The organism is Streptomyces dengpaensis (genome assembly GCF_002946835.1).
In the GTDB taxonomy this organism is placed as follows: Bacteria; Actinomycetota; Actinomycetes; order Streptomycetales; family Streptomycetaceae; genus Streptomyces; species Streptomyces dengpaensis.
Window position 1 is genome coordinate 5473581 of sequence record NZ_CP026652.1, and the last position, 17393, is coordinate 5490973.

At 69.5% G+C, this 17393-nt stretch carries 15 protein-coding genes and 2 tRNA genes; 6 read left to right on the top strand and 11 right to left on the bottom strand.

Going from position 1 to position 17393, the window contains the following annotated elements; all coding sequences use genetic code 11:
* Positions 1-9: 9 nt before the first annotated feature.
* From glxA to C4B68_RS25440, 3 genes are all read right to left on the bottom strand, one after another.
* Positions 10-1947 (bottom strand): radical copper oxidase GlxA, encoded by a 1938-nt coding sequence (glxA, locus tag C4B68_RS25430; RefSeq protein WP_099499476.1) that lies wholly within the window; start codon positions 1945-1947, stop codon positions 10-12.
* A complete protein-coding gene (locus C4B68_RS25435) occupies positions 1944-3890 on the bottom strand; it encodes a glycosyltransferase family 2 protein (RefSeq protein ID WP_099499475.1) in 1947 nt (648 codons plus the stop codon). The genes glxA and C4B68_RS25435 overlap by 4 nt, the downstream gene beginning before the upstream one ends.
* A gap of 533 nt (positions 3891-4423) precedes the next feature.
* Positions 4424-4497 (bottom strand) — tRNA-Lys (locus C4B68_RS25440).
* Positions 4498-4703: 206 nt separating this feature from the next.
* Between C4B68_RS25440 and C4B68_RS25445 the strand changes: the two genes are divergently transcribed.
* The 3 genes from C4B68_RS25445 (at position 4704) to C4B68_RS25455 (ending at position 8293) form a co-directional block, all read left to right on the top strand.
* Positions 4704-6125 carry a peptidoglycan-binding protein gene (locus C4B68_RS25445; protein WP_099499474.1) on the top strand — a complete coding sequence of 474 codons (1422 nt, stop codon included), beginning with the start codon at positions 4704-4706 and terminating at the stop codon, positions 6123-6125.
* An 84-nt stretch (positions 6126-6209) separates the two neighbouring features.
* Positions 6210-7397, top strand: coding sequence for an SPFH domain-containing protein (locus tag C4B68_RS25450; RefSeq protein WP_099499473.1), 1188 nt, complete (start codon positions 6210-6212; stop codon positions 7395-7397).
* 263 nt (positions 7398-7660) lie between these two features.
* Positions 7661-8293 carry a lytic polysaccharide monooxygenase auxiliary activity family 9 protein gene (locus C4B68_RS25455; RefSeq protein ID WP_099499538.1) on the top strand — a complete coding sequence of 211 codons (633 nt, stop codon included), beginning with the start codon at positions 7661-7663 and terminating at the stop codon, positions 8291-8293.
* Between the two features lie 91 nt (positions 8294-8384).
* Here the strand turns inward: C4B68_RS25455 and C4B68_RS25460 are convergent.
* From C4B68_RS25460 to ehuB, 6 genes are all read right to left on the bottom strand, one after another.
* Positions 8385-8458: transfer RNA gene (locus tag C4B68_RS25460), tRNA-Lys, on the bottom strand.
* An 86-nt stretch (positions 8459-8544) separates the two neighbouring features.
* Positions 8545-9303, bottom strand: a complete 759-nt coding sequence (locus C4B68_RS25465) for an IclR family transcriptional regulator (RefSeq protein ID WP_167459164.1) — start codon at positions 9301-9303, stop codon at positions 8545-8547.
* 241 nt (positions 9304-9544) lie between these two features.
* A complete protein-coding gene (gene ehuA / locus C4B68_RS25470; protein WP_099499472.1) occupies positions 9545-10321 on the bottom strand; it encodes an ectoine/hydroxyectoine ABC transporter ATP-binding protein EhuA in 777 nt (258 codons plus the stop codon).
* A 10-nt stretch (positions 10322-10331) separates the two neighbouring features.
* Complete coding sequence (gene ehuD / locus C4B68_RS25475; RefSeq protein WP_099499471.1) at positions 10332-11018, bottom strand: ectoine/hydroxyectoine ABC transporter permease subunit EhuD; 687 nt, start codon at positions 11016-11018, stop codon at positions 10332-10334.
* Entirely contained in the window at positions 11015-11743 is a 729-nt protein-coding gene (gene ehuC / locus C4B68_RS25480) for an ectoine/hydroxyectoine ABC transporter permease subunit EhuC (protein ID WP_099499470.1), read from the bottom strand. Before ehuC ends, ehuD begins: the two co-directional genes overlap by 4 nt.
* Complete coding sequence (gene ehuB, locus C4B68_RS25485) at positions 11740-12645, bottom strand: ectoine/hydroxyectoine ABC transporter substrate-binding protein EhuB (RefSeq protein WP_099499469.1); 906 nt, start codon at positions 12643-12645, stop codon at positions 11740-11742. The genes ehuC and ehuB overlap by 4 nt, the downstream gene beginning before the upstream one ends.
* 47 nt (positions 12646-12692) lie before the next feature.
* On the opposite strand from ehuB, the gene C4B68_RS25490 reads away from it, so the two are divergent.
* Entirely contained in the window at positions 12693-13187 is a 495-nt protein-coding gene (locus C4B68_RS25490) for a DUF3830 family protein (protein ID WP_167459165.1), read from the top strand.
* Here the strand turns inward: C4B68_RS25490 and C4B68_RS25495 are convergent.
* Together C4B68_RS25495 and C4B68_RS25500 are read right to left on the bottom strand one after the other, a co-directional pair.
* The gene (locus tag C4B68_RS25495) at positions 13168-14610 is read right to left on the bottom strand and encodes an amidase (protein WP_099499467.1); all 1443 of its coding nucleotides are present in this window, start codon (positions 14608-14610) and stop codon (positions 13168-13170) included. The genes C4B68_RS25490 and C4B68_RS25495 overlap by 20 nt on opposite strands.
* Before the next feature lie 40 nt (positions 14611-14650).
* Positions 14651-15592, bottom strand: coding sequence for a D-2-hydroxyacid dehydrogenase (locus tag C4B68_RS25500; RefSeq protein ID WP_099499466.1), 942 nt, complete (start codon positions 15590-15592; stop codon positions 14651-14653).
* 217 nt (positions 15593-15809) lie between these two features.
* Here C4B68_RS25500 and C4B68_RS25505 point away from each other — a divergent pair, with 217 nt between their 5' ends.
* Entirely contained in the window at positions 15810-16661 is an 852-nt protein-coding gene (locus C4B68_RS25505) for a maleate cis-trans isomerase family protein (RefSeq protein ID WP_180289168.1), read from the top strand.
* Positions 16658-17389 carry a maleate cis-trans isomerase family protein gene (locus C4B68_RS25510; protein WP_099499464.1) on the top strand — a complete coding sequence of 244 codons (732 nt, stop codon included), beginning with the start codon at positions 16658-16660 and terminating at the stop codon, positions 17387-17389. The genes C4B68_RS25505 and C4B68_RS25510 overlap by 4 nt, the downstream gene beginning before the upstream one ends.
* Positions 17390-17393 lie beyond the last annotated feature (4 nt).

Below are 17393 nucleotides of genomic sequence, written 5' to 3' on the forward strand. Positions count from 1 at the left end.
CTCGACGCATCACGGCACCCTGACCCACTGGGCCTTGCTCGGCGTCCCCTGGTCGTCCGTCACGAACAGCATGTACCAGCCGGACCCGACGAGATTGCGGTTCTTCGGGACCGTCACCGTGATCCCGTTCTTCGTCTTCGTGAAGTCCAGCGCGATGGACTTCTGGTCGACGTCGGTGACGTGGGTGGACGCGCTCGGCCGGATCAGCCGGGCCGTCTTGAGACTCGAGGTGTGCGCCGAGGTGAACGTCGCCGAGGCGCCGCGGGCGATCGTCTTCGGGCCGCCGGAGAGCGAGGGCCGCGCGTCGCGGAAGAGGTACGGCGGGGTGTAGATCTCGATGCGCTGCTCGAACACGCCGGGCTTGGTGTTGGCCTTGTCGGCGTAGAGCGAGTCGGAGCCGAAGAACATCACGCGGCCGTCGGGCAGCAGGATCGAGCCCGAGTGGTAGTTGCGGCCCACCAGCGGGTCGGCCACCCGGTCGAAGGTGTTGGTCTTCGGCTGGTAGATCCGTGCCTCGAGGATGTTGGAGTCGCCGCGTCCGCGGTAGTCCTCGGAGCCGCCGGACACCAGGACGGTGTCGTCGGGCAGGATCGAGGACTGCGGGTAGCGGGTGCCCTTGTCCAGCTCGGGCCCGTCCACGAACCGCGCCTTGTCCGCCAGCAGGTCGATGAGCCGGGTCTTCTTGCTGGACAGCTTGGACTCGCCGACCCCGCCGCCGCCGATCACCATGTACTTCTCGTTCTGCGCGGGCGGCAGCAGCACCGTGCCGGACGTCTCCATCAGGGCCGGGTCGCTCAGGCCCTTGAGCTTGCTGAACTTGTTGGTGTCCAGGTCCCAGACACCGGGGTCGCGGCCCACGTCGTCGGGGCCGTAACCGGCGTTCGAGCCCGAGTAGAACAGCTTGCCGTTCTGCATCAGGGATATCGCCGGGTAGGTCGGGAACTGCCGGATGCCCTTGGTGTACGTCCACTTCCTGGTCTTCGGGTCGAACACCTCGTTCTTGCCCGGGACCAGCTGGCCTATCTCGTCCAGGCCGGACAGTGAGAGGATCTTGCCGTCCGACAGGGTGGTCAGCGTCGGGTACCAGCGGGCCTCCTTCATCGGGTCGACCTTGATGTACTTCTCGGCGACCGGATCGAACTCGTAGGCGTCCCGGATCCCCTGGAAGTCCTTCTTGTCGAGGGCGAGCTTCTGCGCGATGCCGTACGTGTTGCGCGCGTCCGCGCCCGTCAGGCCCTGGACCCGGTAGTTGTCCTGCGTGCCCGTCTCGTACTTCTGACCGCTCTTCTGCGCCTCGACGTAGATACGGCCGAGACCGGGGTCGTTGCGCAGGAACGTGCCGGTCGCCTTGTCGAAGACCTTCTTGGCGCGCGGGACGAGCACCGGGTCCTTCGACACGAACGTCTTGCCGTTCGACTTGCCGGTGAACTTGGTGCCCGCGGGCAGCGTGATCGGCTCGTCCGGGTTCTCGTTGTGGATGATCATCAGGCCGCCGGCCTTGGTGACGTCACCCTTCAGCTTCTCGTAGCGCTTCGTGCCGCCCGCGATCAGCAGATTGCCGTTGGACAGCTGTGTATGCCCCGTGCAGAACAGGTCGCTCGGCGTCGGGACCTTCTTGATGGTCCCCTTGACCGGGTCCCAGATCCGCGTGTCGAACTTCTTCGCGTCGAAGTTGTCCTGGTTGTTGCCCGAGCCCGCGATCAGCAGGACCTTGCCGGTGTGCAGCAGGGCCGCGTGGATCGTGTTCAGCCGGTATTCCTCGGGGAAATCGACGATGTCCCAGTGGCCGTTGGCCGCTTTGTACTCCGGCTTGTTGATCGTGTACTGGTGGTACTTCTCCGTGCCGACGCGATACAGCCACGGCCCGTTCATCCCGGCAAGCGCGAGCACCACCACGCCCGTTATCGCGAGGCGCCGGACACGGCGGCGGCGGGCACCGTCCTTCATTTCTTACTTCCCCCAAGGGTGATCTGCATGGTCTGTTCGTTGCCCCCGGCCGCCGCCCAACGGGGCTTGTGCTGCGGCGCGTGCGGCGCGTGCTGCTCCTGCTGGGGCACGGAGGCCTGCGGAGGAACGGGGACGGACTCGGGCGGCGCCGCGGGCTTCTTCCTCGCCTGGCGCATCGCCCAGCGCCAGGCGAAGATCGGCGACGCGGTGACCAGCAGGGCGAACGAGGCCCAGATGATCATCGCGGGGTGGGAGTGCCCGAGCGTGAAGCCCGCGGCGATCGAGGCGGCGAAGACCAGGATGAAGAACAGGTGGATCCGGAAGGTCCCGAACAGCGTGTCGGGGCTGGCCGAATCGCCCTTGGGGGTCACCACGAACTTGCTCTTGCGGCGCAGCACGGCGTCCATCAGGGAGCGGGCGTAGATGGGGGCCGACAGCGCCGACATCACCATGCCCGCCACGCCGCCCGAGCCCTCCGGCTCGTGCGGGGAAACGTTGTGGCGGCGGTTCCAGATGTACAGGCCGATCTGCAGCGCGGACGCGTTGCCGTACAGCATCAGCCAGACCGTCGGGTCGATGTTCACGCCCGAGGCGCCCAGGCCGAGGAACAGCGCGCAACTCAGTGCCGCGAGGATCCAGTTGAGGGCCGACATCGGGTAGAAGATGATCATCATTGTGTAGTTGAAGAGCTTGCTCGGCGGCAGCGAGTACCAGCCCTTCCAGTACTGCTTGAGGATCGTCTCGTACGTCCCTCGCGACCAGCGCAGCTGCTGGGTGAAGAAGTCCGTCCAGGCGTTCGGGCCCTCGCCGACCGCGAGCACGTCCGGCGTGTACACCGAGCGCCACTTCTTGCCCGTCGCCGGGTTCTTGTGCCGGTGCATCTCGAAGCCGGTCGCCATGTCCTCGGTGATCGAGTCGTACAGACCGCCGATCTGCTTGAGCGCCTTGATGCGTACGGCGTTGGAGGTGCCCACGAACATCGGGGCGCCGTAACGGTTTCCCGCCCGCTGGATCAGCGCGTGGAAGAGGAACTGCTGCGACTCGGCGGCCTTGGTGATCGGGTTGTCGTAGTTGCCGTAGACCTGGGGGCCGATCACGAAGCCGACGTTCGGGTCGCGGAAGAAGCCGAGCATCCGCTCCAGGTAGTTGGGCAGCGGCACGTGGTCGGTGTCGACCGAGGCGAAGTAGTCGTACTCGTCGCCGTGGGCTTCCAGCCAGGCGTTGTAGTTGCCGTGCTTGGTCTTGGCGCGGTGCGGGCCCTTGGCCTGGTTCCACTTCGCGACGCCCTTGCGGGTGAAGTGGTGCACACCGAGGCGCTCGCAGACCGTCTTCACCGCGGGGTCGTCGCCCTCGTCGAGGAGCCAGACATGCATGAGGCCGCGGTGTCGGATCCTGACCGCGGCTTCCAGTGTCTTCGTCACCATCTCCAGCGGCTCCTTGCCGGGCACGAAGGAGGTGAGGAAGGCGACTCTCGTGCCGGTCTCGGGCACCACCGGGATGGGGTCGCGGGCGACCAGGGTGGCGTGCGCGTTCGACAGCACGTTCATGCAGCGGAAGAACTCGATCAGACCGATCGAGACCAGCATGACTATGTCGAGCGCCGGCAGGAAGTCATAGGCCGGATAGTCGCGTTCGGTCCAGTGCGCGGGCTGGAGCAGCCAGCCGAGCAGGATCAGCGAGAGCAGGGGCGCGGCGCCCAGCATGAGCGCGGCCCGCAGGCGGTGCGGCTCCTGCGACAGCAGCGAGCGGTACTGCACCTTGTACGGCTTGTTCGGATCCGGCTGTGTGAGGGGTCCCGCGAGACGGCTGTAATGCTCGTAGTCGTATCTCGGCAGGCTCTTCTTGATCCTGCGGAAGCCGCCCGTCCGATGCGACGGCACGCGGAGCTGGGTCGTCTCTGACGGGTCGAAGTTATGCCGGGCGCCCGTCGGCGTCGACGTCATGAGTCATCCCCCCGCACGCACGCTCAGGTGCGTGTTCGTCGGTTCCTTTAGCCCCCGCTCAGGTCCCCCTTGACCGTCACAGGCGCCTCACTGGCTGGCCAGCGCTACCACATCATCAACACCCTATAGACATGGAACGACGACCTTCCGGTTGCATGATGCCCCCCTCGGCATCCGTTTCATGAACGGGGCCCCCAACCCCCCATGGCCGCAACCGGTCCGGACCCCCAACTGCCAAGTATCGACAGTCCCTTGAAGCCCAGGGTTCTACGGTGTTCATCTTGATCGCAAGATGCGAAACGCGGTGTTAACCGGTCATACGCGCTAATTGGGACGCGTGTACGAGGATGGGGCGTGCGCCCGCGTGCTGCAAGAGGCCGGGGCCGACCGTTACGGCGGAGGCGGCGGGTGCCGTGCGGCGGAGGTGACGGGCGTGGGGTACGACGGGATCGCGGGCCCCGGGTTATGCGGAGGTCGCGGGCGTCGGTACGACGAAGGGGCCCTCGCCGCTGCGAGGACCCCTTCGGTGTCGGTGCGCCGCCAGGGACTCGAACCCCGGACCCGCTGATTAAGAGTCAGCTGCTCTAACCAACTGAGCTAGCGGCGCCTGCTGACCCGGGAACTCTACCCGACCGGAAGCGGTGCTCCGAACCGCGCCGAGACCTTCTGGCCTGGTCAGGGAGGTGCCGGCGGGGCGCCGGGGACGCCCCGTACATCATTCGGACCGTCAACATGCGACACCGGAGGACAGTTGAGAAACTGACGACTGTGCAGAACCGCGGACATTTCGACCTGGAGTGTGAGGGGAATCGCATGGAGACTCCGGTCTTCGAGGAATTCGAGCCCGCGGGCGACTGCGACTGCCCCGGATGCGTTCACTGGCGGCGCGTCACGCCGTATTCCCGGCTTTCCTTCGGAAGGACCCCCCTGGCCCTCGTCCTCGCCGCCGCGGCGGGCACCGTTCTCGCGGCGGGCCCGTCGATGCCGGCGGTCGCGGCCGTGCACGGGCCCGCCCGGCCGGGCAACCCCGCAGGTGACGAGCCCGGCACCCCGCAGGGCGGCAAGGCCCCGCTGCACGGTCCGGCGGGGAAGCAGGTGAGGCCAGGGTCCGCCGTCAGAGCGCCCGCGACCACCCGGGCCGCGATCATCAAGCGGGCCAAGGCCTGGGTCGCCGCGAAGGTGCCGTACAGCGTGTCCGCGTACTGGTCCGACGGTTACCGGCAGGACTGCTCGGGCTTCGTCTCCATGGCCTGGAACCTGCCGGGGAACGAATGGACGGGCAGCCTCGGCACCTTCGGCGTACGGATTTCCCGCGATCAGCTGCAGCCGGGCGACATCCTTCTCTTCCATAATGCGGCGAACCCGGCGAACGGCTCGCACGTCGTCATTTTCGGCGGCTGGACGGACTACACGCACACCTACTACTTCGCGTACGAGCAGACTCCGCCGCACAGCCGCAGACAGGCCACCCCGTACCGGTACTGGAAAAACTCAAACCGCTATGTGGCCTACCGCTACAAGGGGCTGGCGGAGGGGACGAGCGGCGCGAGCCCGTCCGCCCCGGGCGCGTCCTCGCCGGGTACGAAGACCACCGGCTTCCCGGGGGCGGCGTACTTCGGGCCCGGCGCGGACAACGCGTACGTCACCCAGCTGGGCCGCATGCTCGTGGACCGGGGCGCGGGCCGCTTCTACACCACGGGCCCGGGACCGCGCTGGTCGGACGCGGACCGGCGGGCCACCCAGGCGTTCCAGCGGGCGCAGGGCTGGGCCGGGGCGGACGCGGACGGGCTGCCGGGGCCCGGGACGTGGTCGTACCTGGTGGAGAGGAAGGGAAGGAACATTCCGGCCGCCGCGGCCGGGAACCCCGGACCGAAGTCGTCGGCGGATTCCGGACCGAAGTCGTCGGCGGATTCCGGACCGAAGTCGTCGGCGGATTCCGGACCGAAGTCGTCGGAGAATCCTGCCCCGCAGTCCTCGGACGCCTCTTCGCACGGCGTGCCCGGCTATCCGGGGCGCGCGATGTTCCGGCCCGGGGCGGACAACGTCCATGTCACTCAGCTCGGGAAGCAACTGGTCAAGAAGGGGTTCGGCACGTACTACACAGCGGACCCCGGGTCGCGCTGGGGCGAGGCGGACCGGCGCAATGTCGAGGCGTTCCAGCGCTCCCAGGGCTGGCGGGGCGGGGCGGCGGACGGTTTTCCGGGGCCGGAGACATGGCGGCGGCTCTTCTCCTGACGTACCTCGTCCCGCCCGGCGCACCGCGTCGTTGCCGGCGCACCTCGTCATCCCACGTCCACGCGCGGAGGCCTGGAGGCATGTATGAGTACGACGACTTCACCCACCCCGGAGTCCGAAGGGGGCTCGTCCCGGCCCGGCAAGCCGGAGGGCACTCCGGAGGGCGGCGGTACGCGGGCCGCGCGGCTGATCCAGAACGAGTCGACCACGGAGATCCCTCTCCACCTGCTCTTCCGGGACGATGCCGAGCGGGTCCCGGTGGCTCTCGCGCCCGCCGTCGTGGGCCGCCGGCGCGGCACGGGCGAGCAGCCGCGGATCCGGCGGCCCGCGCCCGGCAGGCCCCCGCGCCCGGTGCCGGAGGTCGCCCCCGAGCTGGTGGAGCGCCCCGCCCGGGTGCTGTCCGGAGTGGCGGGAGTGCTGGCCGGGGCGTGCGGGGTGGCCGGATGTGCACTCACCACATGGTGGGCCGGCGCGCTACCGCCTCCCGTGGTGCACGCACTGGAGCTGCCCGGGCACGCGGGCGCCGGGCTCGGGCCCGCCCAGTGGGCGGCGTACGCCGGGGCGGGCGCGCTCGGCCTGGTCGGCTTCGGCGGTCTCGCCCGCGGCGGGACCGGGCGGGCCTGGGTGCTCGACCTGTTCGGGCGCTATCGCGGCACGGTCCGGCGCACCGGGCTGATGTGGGTCAACCCGCTGGCGCTGCGCCACCAGGTCGACGTACGGCTGCGGCACTGGCGCAGCGAGCCGATGTCCGTGGTCGACGCGAACGGGGTCGAACTGCGGGTGGTGGTGCTCGTCGTCTGGCGCGTCAAGGACACCGCGCGCGCGTTGCTCGGGGTGGAGGACCACCACAGGTATCTGCGCGAGTGTGTGGAGGCGGCGCTCACTCGGGTGCTCTCGCAACTCCCGGCCGAGATGCCGCCCGCCGTCGTCAGGGACACGGCGACCCTGCGCAACACGGACGCGGTCGGCGACGAACTCACCCGGCTGGTCGCCGCGGACACGGCACCCGTCGGCCTGGAGGTGTTCTCGGCGCAGCCGACCCGGATCGAGTACGCGCCCGAGGTCGCCGCCCTGATGCGGCGCCGCCGTATCGCGGCGCTGGACGCGCAGCACCGCGACGCCGTGCTCTCCTCGGTCGTCGACTCGGTCGAGGACACGGTGACGCGGCTGACCACACGGGGGCTTGTCGAGCTCGACGACTACGAGCGCAAGGCGTTGGTGAAGGACCTGACGGTGGCGTTCTACACGGGGCGGGGGGAGGCGTCGTCGTGAGGGGGCTGTCCTCAGGGGTCTCCGCGTGACGAGCCTGTCCTCAAGTGCCACCGCGTGAGGGGCTGTCCGGAAACGCCTCCCGGTGGGGATGGACCCGTCTTTTGATATGGACACAGCCAACTGCCGGCAATAATCTGGGACTTGGTCTAGACCTGAACATCGCACGCGCACAGCTCACGAGAACCTCCCCCACGTCCTCCAGGAGCAGCAGGATGCGCATACGGACGACCAAGACGCAGACGGCAGAGACGCAGACGATCAAGATGCGGACGGCCAAGGCACGGCTGAGCAGGACGACCAAGGTGTACGCGGCCGCGCTCGGCCTCGCCACCGCGGGTACCTTCGCGCTCTCGACGGGCGGTGCCACCGCACACGGCTACACCGACCAGCCCCTCAGCCGGCAGAAGATGTGCGCCGCCAACGGCGGCACCGTCCCCAACTGCGGTGACATCCAGTGGGAGCCCCAGAGCGTCGAGGGCCCCAAGGGTTTCCCTGCCGCCGGACCGGCCGACGGCCGGATCTGCTCCGGGAACCACACCAACTTCGGCCAGCTCGACCAGCCCAGGACGCCCTCGGGCGCGGCTTGGCCGACGACGAGGGTGGCGTCCGGTCAGAACTACACCTTCCGCTGGCAGTTCACGGCCTCGCACGCCACGACCGACTTCAAGTACTTCGTCACCAAGAACGGCTGGAACCAGAACCATGCGCTGACCCGCGCGGACCTGGAGACCACCCCGTTCCTGACGGTCCCCTACAACGGACAGCGCCCCCCGTTCACGTTCTCGCACACCGGCAGCCTGCCGACCGGCAAGAGCGGACACCACATCATCCTCGGCGTGTGGACGATCGCCGACACGGCGAACGCGTTCTACGCGTGCTCGGACGTCACGTTCTGAGGAGCGCGCAGGGCGAGCTCCGACGGCCCATGCGTGACGGCCCGGACCATGCGTGAAGGCCCCCCACAACCGTGGGAGGCCTTCATCGAGGTGCGCCGCCAGGGACTCGAACCCCGGACCCGCTGATTAAGAGTCAGCTGCTCTAACCAACTGAGCTAGCGGCGCATGACTCTCGCTTCCCGCTCGCGCGGTCGGCGACAAAAGAAATACTACCTGGTCCGCGGGGGTGCTCCTGACCAGCCGGACAGACCCTAGATCGTGAGGGAGAGGAGGACCGGGGCCGCTCCCCGGTTCAGCGTGTCCGCCGCCTGCCGGAGCCGGTGCGCGTGCTCGACCGGCAGGGACAGGGCGAGGCAGCCCACGGAGGAGCCCGCCGTGATGGGGACAGCCGCGCAGACCGTGCCGACCGCGTACTCCTGGAGGTCCAGGACGGGCATGGTGGGCGGCTGGGCGTCCAGGCGGGACAGCAGCAGCCGCTCGCTGGTGATGGTGCGCGAGGTCAGGCGGGCCATCCGGTGCCGGGCGAGGTGGTCGCGGCGGCCCTTGTGGTCGAGCTGGCCGAGCAGGCTCTTGCCGATGGCGCTGGCATGGGCGGAGGAGCGGAAGTCGACCCATTCGTTGACCGCCGGGGTCGCCGGGCTCGTCGCGCACTGAGTGACGTGGATCTCACCGTCGACGTACCGGCTGATGTAGATCGCGGCGCCCACCGAGTCGCGCAGCCGGTCGATGGTCTGCTGCAGCTGCTCGCGCAGAGCCCGGTCGCGGCCGTGGGCGGAGCTGAGCCGGCTGAGGGCGACCCCGGAGACGTACGCGCCGTCGGTGATCTGCTCGACGTACCCCTCGCGGCGCAGCATCCGCAGCAGTGCGGTCAGGCGCTCGGTGCCGAGGCGGGTCTGGCGGGCGATTTCGGCGTCGGTGACACCGGTGGAGTGCCGCGCCACGGTCTCCAGGACGCGGAGGGCGTCCTGGGCCGAGTGGTACGGCGCGGTCGGCTCGTGCATCAGCGCCACGGTTACCCCCTGCGCTTCATGGACCCGGCTCAAACAAGACACAGCCCGGACAGTCGGACACCCTCCACGATAGCCACCAAAGGCCTTGCAGTGGGCGTGTGTTGACGAGATTCATCGCGCCTTCCACCCCTCCCAGCAGGGGCGCGCCACTCTGGCATATGCCAGAGTCACGACATCTGGGGCATGCCCCAAGGGTCGGACCTCGCACCTTGCCGCGGGCGCGCCCCTTCACTCCCCGTCATCAGAGGACCGCGCTGAGGAATTCCCGGGTCCTGTCCTGCTCCGGATCGCTGAAGATTTTCTCCGGCGGACCCGCCTCGATGACACGGCCGGAATCGAACATCAGGACCTGGTCCGAGATGTCCCGGGCGAAATTCATCTCGTGGGTCACACAGAGCATCGTGATGTCGGTGGTGTGGGCGATGTCCCGCAGCACGTCGAGGACGCCCGCGACCAGCTCGGGGTCGAGCGCGGACGTGACCTCGTCCAGGAGCAGCACCTGCGGCCGCATCGCCAGCGCCCGCGCGATCGCGACGCGCTGCTGCTGGCCGCCGGACAGCCGGCTCGGACGCTCGTCGCACTTGTCCGCGAGGCCCACCAGGTCGAGCAGCTCACGGGCCCGCGCCTCCGCCTCGTCCTTGGACATGCCGAGGACGGTGACGGGCGCCTCGGTGACGTTCCTGAGCACGCTCATGTTCGGGAACAGGTTGAACTGCTGGAACACCATCCCGATCTTCTTGCGGACCTCGCGGACCTGCTTCTCGTCCGCCGGGAAGAGCCGGTCGCCGGCGACCGTGATCGTGCCCTCGTCCGGCTTGGCCAGCGTCATCAGCAGCCGCAGGATCGTCGTCTTGCCCGACCCGGACGGGCCGATCAGCGTGACGTGCTTGCCGGAGTCGACGCGGAAGTCCAGCTCGTCGAGGACCGTGTTGTCCCCGAAGCGCTTGGTGACCTTGTCGAAACGGATCAGCTCGGCGCCGTCCACCGGGGGGTTGGCGTGTGCGTCGGGGTCCTTCATCAAAGGGGTGTCAGCGGACAAGACGTCGCTCCAGGGCTCGCAGAAGAAGGGAAGCCGGGTAGGAAATGAGGATGAAGGCCACGCCGATGACCGTGAGCGGCTCGGTGAACTGGAAGTGCTGCTGAGAGAACAGCCGCGCCTCACCGAGCATGTCCAGCACGGTGATCACCATCAGCATCGGGGTGTCCTTGAGCATCGAGATCACGTAGTTGCCCAGCGCGGGCACCACACGGCGGATCGCCTGCGGCAGGATCACCGCCGTCCAGGTTCGCCCCACGGGCAGGCTCAGCGCCGTGGCCGCCTCCCACTGGCCGGCGGGCACGGCCTCGATGCCGGCCCGGTAGACCTGCATCGTGTACGTCGAGTAGTGCAGGCCGATCGCGACGACACCGGTGGTCAGCGCGGAGAACGTGATGTTCCACTCGGGCAGCACGTAGAAGAGGAAGAACAGCTGCACCAGGAGCGGGGTGTTCCTGATGAACTCGGTGACGACCTCGACCGGCCAGCGCACCAGGGGGTACCACCCGCGCGAGTCTGTTCGAGCGTGGGGGAGTGTCGGCGTCGCAATCAGCAGCGCCCACACCAGTCCGAGGGCGAACGAGATCAGCGAGCCGAGGGCCAGCGCCTGCAGGGTGACGAGCAGACCGTCCCAGAAGTGCGGCATGAAGTCACCGACCGCGCTCCAGTCCCAGTTCATGCGGCACCTCCGCTCGCGGCGCCCACGCCGGTCGTCTGCGCGCGCTTGAGTTCACGCGCCGTCTTCTCCGTCCCGGGGTCCTTGCCGACCCCGGCCTTCAGCCGCTTCTCCAGCCCCCGCATCAGCCGCGTGAGCAGGAAGGCGATCACGAAGTAGATGAGCAGCACGTACGAGTAGATCTCCGCGCTCTCCTGCAGCGCGAGCCGCACGAGATTGCCGCTGAACGCCAGATCGCCCAGTCCCATCACGGAGACCAGGGCCGTGCCCTTGAGCAGCTCGATCAGCAGGTTGCAGAACGAGGGGATCATCTCGGGCACCGCCTGCGGCAGCAGGATCAGCCGCATCCGCTGCCAGGGCGTGAAGCTGAGCGCGATACCGCCCTCGCGCTGCGCGGGGTCGACCGCGTTCAGCGCGCCGCGCACGATCTCGGCGCCGTACGCCCCGTACGTCAGCCCCAGCGCCAGCGTGCCCGCCCACATCGGGACGAGCTGCCAGCCGAAGGCCAGCGGCAGCACGAAGTACACCCAGAAGATCATGATCAGCGCGGAGGTGCCGCGGAACACCTCGGTGTAGAAGCCCGCGAGGAAGCGGACGATCCACAGCCGGTGCGTGCGCGCGATACCGACGGCGAAGGAGACGGCCGTCGCCAGCAGACCGCTGAAGACCAGCAGCTGGATCGTGGTCCAGAGCCCTTTGAGTACGAGTTCCCAGAGTCCCGAGGTCATCCGCGGCACAGCTCCTTCGCGGTCATGTCGGTCATCTCGGCCCGGGTGAACCCGAACGGCTCGAGAATGCGGAACAGCTCACCGCTCTCCTTCAGCTTCCGGAGTTCCCCGTTGAAGGCGTCCCGCAGCTTCGTCTCGGGCGAGCGGAACGCGAAGCCGCCTCCGTCGACGTGCGGCTTGCCCTCGACCAGGGGCGAGAAGGGCTTCGTACTCTCCGCCTTGCGGGACTTCCTGACGACTTCGCGCGTGGTCAGCGCGGTCCCCGCGAAGACGTCGGCGCGCCCCGCCTCGACGGCGTTCAGCCCGGCCACCTGATCCGGCACGATCAGGATCTCGCTCTCCTTGTAGCCGGCCTCGACCGCGTACTGGATCTCCGCATAGCCCGTGCCCGTCGCGAACTTGGCCTTCTTCGCGACGACGTCCTGGTAGTTGTGCAGCCCTTTGGGATTGCCCTTGCGCACAATGAACGCGTCGAGCATCTGGTAGTCCGGGTCCGAGAAGATCACCTGCTCGCAGCGCTCCGGGTTGATGTACATCCCGGCCGACACCACGTCGAACTGCTGCGAGTTGAGCCCGGGAATGAGCGAGCCGAACTCGGTCGGGACCGGCTGGACGCTGTCGACCCCCAGCCGTTTGAAGACGACCTTCGCGAGTTCCGGCGCCTCCCCGGTCAGTTCGCCGTTCTTGTCGATGTAGCCGAAGGGGATCTCACCCGCGATGCCGAGGCGTACGACACCCTGCGCCCTCAGCCGTTCGAGGAGATCACCGCCGTCCGTGCCGGCCGCGGTGGCGACCCGGCTACACCCGGCGGCGCCCAGCGCACCGAGCGCCGCGACTCCCGCGAGCAGCGATCGGCGGGTGGTGCCGGGTATGTGTCTGTCGTTCGCATCTGGTGGAGCCATGGCCGCGCGGCTACCCGAGAGCACGCGATGTATGCACCATGGGATGCATGGCCGAACGGTTCGTAGAAGTCTCGCTGGTCAAGCGGGGAATCCACTGCACGGCACACCTACTGGACGACCGCGCCCCGATCACATGCGCGGCCGTATGGGACGCGCTGCCGCTCGGCGGCGACGTCTACCACGCGAAGTATGCGCGCAATGAGATCTATGCCCTTTTCCCGCCGTTCGCGGACAGGGAGCCGCCGTTGGAGAACCCGACGGTCACCCCCATTCCCGGCGACCTCTGCTATTTCTCCTTCGCCGGCACGGAACTGGGCACCAAGGCATACGGCTACGACAGCGGCGTACGCCCCGGAACCACCGTCGTCGACCTCGCCCTCTTCTACGAGCGCAACAACCTGCTCCTCAACGGGGATGTGGGCTGGGTGCCGGGCATCGTCTGGGGGCAGGTGGTCGAGGGCCTCGACGCGATGGCCGAGGCCTGCAACGACCTGTGGCGGTCGGGTGCGCTGGGGGAGACGCTCAGTTTCCGCCGGGCCTGACGGGGGTTCCGGCGGCCCCGGCCTCGTAGAGCGCGTGCGCCGTCCGCAGCACGAGGTCGTCGCGGTGCCGGGCGGCCACGATCTGCAGGCCCACCGGGAGACCGTCCGCGTCCACCCCGACGGGGACCGTCGCCGCGGGCTGCTGGGTCATGTTGAAGGGGTACGTGAACGGGGTCCAGCCCGTCCAGCGACGGTGGCCGATGAGGGCGCCCCCGCCCGAGCGAAGTCGAGGGTGGGGGACCGCCGGGACCTCGGCGCCCGCCTCGAAGGCCGTCAGCGGCAGGGTGGGCGTGACCAGGACGTCGTACGTCTCGTGGAAGCGCCCCATGCGCCGCCCGAGCTCCATGCGGACGTCCACCGCGGCGAGATAGTCCAGCGCGCCGAGGCGGGCGCCGAGGCCGCTGATCTCACGCAGGCCCGGGTCGAGCAACTCCCGCTGGTGGGGCCCGAAGCGCTGGGTCACGCGGGCCGCCCCGCTGAACCACAGGGTGTGGAAGGCGTCCACCGGGTCGGTGAAGTCGGGGTCGTCCTCGGTGACATACGCGCCGAGTCCCGCGAGCCTCTCCACCGCGCGCCGTACGGCCGCCGCCACGGCGGGACGGACCGCGACCTGCCCGCCCAGCGAGGGCGAGTACGCGACCCGCAGCCCCCGTACGCCACCTTCGAGCGCTTCCACGAACGAGCCGGCGACCGGCCCGAGCGCGGACCAGTCCCGCGCGTCGGGGCCGCTGATCACGTCCATCATCAGTGCGGCGTCGGCGGCGTCCCGGGTCATCGGCCCGACGTGCGCGAGCGTCCCGAAGGCGCTCGACGGATACAGCGGCACCCTGCCGTACGTCGGCTTCAGCCCGAAGATCCCGCAGAAGGCGGCCGGGATACGGACACTGCCGCCGCCGTCCGTGCCCAGGGACAGCGGGCCCGCGCCGAGGGCCACGGCCGCCGCGCTCCCGCCGCTGGAGCCGCCCGCCGTGCGCGAGACGTCATGCGGATTACGGGTCACCCCCGACAGCGGCGAGTCCGTGACGCCCTTCCAGCCGAACTCGGGTGTCGTCGTCTTGCCGAGGAAGACGGCGCCGTGCTCGCGCAGCCGGGCCACGGACGGCGCGTCCTCGGCCCAACGGCCGTGCGGATCCGTGGTCCTGGAGCCACGCAGCGTGGGGTGCCCGCGCAGCAGAAGGATGTCCTTGACCGTGACGGGGACGCCGTCGAGCAGGCCCGCCGGCTCGCCGCGCTGCCACCGGTCCGCCGACTCCCCGGCCTGGGCGAGGGCTTCGTCCGCGTCCAGCCGCACGAACGCGTTCACGGCGGGCTGGACGCGCTCGGCCCGCTCCAGGGCCTCGCGGGTCGCGTCCACGGGGCTGAATTCGCCCTTGCGGTAGCCCTCGACGAGTCGTACCGCGGTCAGCTCGGTGAGTTCCGGCATCGGCCCCTCCAAAGGGTGTTGACTGCCCGGGCAGGGGAGTTCAGTGTCCGGGCACGTACCCACGCTTCTTGTCGACGACGTTCAGGAGCGGCTTTCCCGCCTCCCAGCGCTCGTACAACTCCACGAACTGCGCGCCCAGTTCGTCCCGCCAGCCGACCGTGTCCCCGCTCATGTGCGGCGACACGATCAGACCGGGCACCTCCCACAACGGGCTGTCCGGACCGAGCGGTTCGTGCTCGAAGACATCCAGGGCCGCCCCCGCGATCCACCGCTTCGACAGCGCCTCGGCGAGCGCGTCCTCGACCACGAGCTGCCCGCGCCCGACGTTGACAAAGCACGCCGACGGCTGCATCGTCCCGAAGCGCCGCGCGTCGAACATGCCGCGCGTGGCCTCGGTGAGCGGCGCCGCGGACACCACCCAGTCGGCACGCGCCATCAGCCGGTCAAGGTCCTCCGGGCCATGGACGCCGGCGCGCGGAGTCCGCCCCACCAGCGCCGTCATGACGCCCAGGGCCTTGAGTTTCTCAGCGATCGCCCGCCCGATCGGCCCGGAACCCACCACGCACGCGCGCGTGCCCGCCAGCCGCCGCGACTCCCGGTGCCGCCACTCCCGCCGCCGCTGCAGATCCCACGTCCTCGGCAGATCCTTGGCCAGCGCGAGGACCAGCGCGGCGACGTACTCCGCGATCGGCTGGTCGAAGATCCCGCGCGCGTTGGTCACCACCGTGTCGGACGCGGCGAGCTCCGGGCACATCAGATGGTCCACACCCGCGCTCGCCGTGTGCACCCAGCGCGGCCGCGGGCCCTCGCCGGGCCAGGCGCGGCGCACGGCGTGCGAGGTGAAGTCCCACACGAGCAGGACGTCCGCGTACGGCAGCCGCTCGGCCAGCGTGGACGCGTCGGCGTGCTCGATCCGCACCCGGCCGGTGAGCCTGCCGAGGCGGGGGAGGGGATCGGCGTCCAGGACGAGGAGGGTGGTCATCGGGGGCAACCGTTTCGCACGGCGGATCCGCTCTTCTGGGGAGTATGGGGCGGTATGGGGGAATATGGGGATTCTGCGAATGATGAGAAGAAAGGCGGTCGGGGGCCGTCTGAGATGCGCGGATTGACCACGCTCGCACCGGAACCTACCTTCGTCAACACGGGCCCGCGTATGGTCCGTTGCCCGCCCGTTTCCGTTCGTGAGGCCGGTGCCCGCCATGGACGTCTCCTTTCTCGGCGGCCCCCGACCGCAGCGCGGCATCGGCGTCGTCGCCCCCTTCGACTTCGCCCTCGACCGCGAACTGTGGCGATGGGTGCCCGACGACGTCTCCCTGCACCTCACCCGCACCCCGTTCGTGCCGGTCGAGGTCAGTCTTGACCTGGCCCGCCTGGTCTCCGAGCACGAGACGCTCGGCGACGCGGTGCGCGCCCTGAACGCGGTCGAGCCCGAGGTCGTGGCGTACGCCTGCACATCGGGCAGCTTCGTCGGCGGGGTGGCCGGGGAGCGGGCGATGTGCGAGGTGATGACCCGGGCGGGCGCCGTCCCGTCGCTCACCACCTCCGGCGCCCTCCTCGACGCCTTGCTGGAGCTGGACGCACACCGCATCGCCCTCGTGACCCCGTACACGGTCTCGGTCACCCAGTCCCTGGAGGAGTACCTCGCCGAGGCGGGCATCACGGTCACCGGACGGGCCTCGTTGGGCCTGACCAGGCACATCTGGAAGGTCCCGTACCGGGATGTGGTGGACATGGCCCGCGGGGCGGTGCGGGGCGCCGCGGACGCCCTCTTCGTCAGCTGCACCAACCTTCCGACATACGACGTCATCCCCCAGCTGGAGGCCGAACTGCGGATCCCGGTGATCTCGGCCAACCAGGTGACGATGTGGGCGGCGCTGCGTCAGCTGGGTACCCGGGCGGTGGGGCCCTATCAGGCTCTGCTGGACGAGTCCGCCCGCCGGGGACCCGGACTGCGGGAAGGGTCTGTGCTGCGGGACGGGTCCGTCCTGCCGGAAGGGTCTGTGCTGCCGGAAAGGCCCGTACTGCCGGAAGAACAGGAAGGTTGGGCATGACCGCACTCGGATTCCTCTACCCCGGCCACTCGGCCGAGGACGACTACCCGCGCATCGAGCAACTGCTCGGCAGCGACATCCGCCTTCCCCTCGTCCACACGGACATCGGCGAGGACGCGCACCGGGTGGACGCGCTCCTCGAGATGGGCTCGGCGGAACGGCTCGCGGCGGGCGTCGAGGAACTGCGCCTCTCGGGCGCCGAAGCGGTGGTGTGGGCCTGCACCAGCGGCAGCTTCGTGTACGGCTGGCAGGGCGCCCACGACCAGATCCGCACCCTCGCCCGTACGGCAGGGCTGCCCGCCTCCTCCACGTCCTTCGGCTTCGCGCACGCGGTGCGGGAGATCGGGGCGGGCCGGGTGGCGATCGGGGCGACGTATCCGGATGACGTGGCCGCGCTCTTCGCCGCGTTCCTCAAGGACGCGGGGCTGGAGGTGGTGGCGGTCCGGGGCTCGGGGATCATCACGGCGGCGGAGGTGGCCACGTGGGGCCCCGACGAGGTCCTGGCCCTGGCGCGCGAGGCCGACCACCCCGACGCGGACACCGTCCTCCTCCCGGACACCGCCCTCCACACGGCCTCCCACATCCCGGCCCTGGAGAAGGCCCTGTCCAAGCCGGTCCTCACCGCCAACCAGGTCACGGTCTGGGAGGCCCTGCGCCTGGCGGGCCGTCGCGTGAACGCTCCGGCCCTCGGCACGCTGTTCACGAAGGAACCGATCGTCCAGGTGTAGACGG

Coding starts and splice junctions, on each gene's coding strand:
- glxA (WP_099499476.1), bottom strand. CDS start 1,947: ATGAAGGACGGTGCCCGCCGCCGCCGTGTCCGGCGCCTCGCGATAACG.
- C4B68_RS25435 (WP_099499475.1), bottom strand. CDS start 3,890: ATGACGTCGACGCCGACGGGCGCCCGGCATAACTTCGACCCGTCAGAG.
- C4B68_RS25445 (WP_099499474.1), top strand. CDS start 4,704: ATGGAGACTCCGGTCTTCGAGGAATTCGAGCCCGCGGGCGACTGCGAC.
- C4B68_RS25450 (WP_099499473.1), top strand. CDS start 6,210: ATGAGTACGACGACTTCACCCACCCCGGAGTCCGAAGGGGGCTCGTCC.
- C4B68_RS25455 (WP_099499538.1), top strand. CDS start 7,661: ATGCGGACGGCCAAGGCACGGCTGAGCAGGACGACCAAGGTGTACGCG.
- ehuA (WP_099499472.1), bottom strand. CDS start 10,321: ATGAAGGACCCCGACGCACACGCCAACCCCCCGGTGGACGGCGCCGAG.
- ehuD (WP_099499471.1), bottom strand. CDS start 11,018: ATGAACTGGGACTGGAGCGCGGTCGGTGACTTCATGCCGCACTTCTGG.
- ehuC (WP_099499470.1), bottom strand. CDS start 11,743: ATGACCTCGGGACTCTGGGAACTCGTACTCAAAGGGCTCTGGACCACG.
- ehuB (WP_099499469.1), bottom strand. CDS start 12,645: ATGGCTCCACCAGATGCGAACGACAGACACATACCCGGCACCACCCGC.
- C4B68_RS25490 (WP_167459165.1), top strand. CDS start 12,693: ATGGCCGAACGGTTCGTAGAAGTCTCGCTGGTCAAGCGGGGAATCCAC.
- C4B68_RS25495 (WP_099499467.1), bottom strand. CDS start 14,610: ATGCCGGAACTCACCGAGCTGACCGCGGTACGACTCGTCGAGGGCTAC.
- C4B68_RS25500 (WP_099499466.1), bottom strand. CDS start 15,592: ATGACCACCCTCCTCGTCCTGGACGCCGATCCCCTCCCCCGCCTCGGC.
- C4B68_RS25505 (WP_180289168.1), top strand. CDS start 15,810: ATGGACGTCTCCTTTCTCGGCGGCCCCCGACCGCAGCGCGGCATCGGC.
- C4B68_RS25510 (WP_099499464.1), top strand. CDS start 16,658: ATGACCGCACTCGGATTCCTCTACCCCGGCCACTCGGCCGAGGACGAC.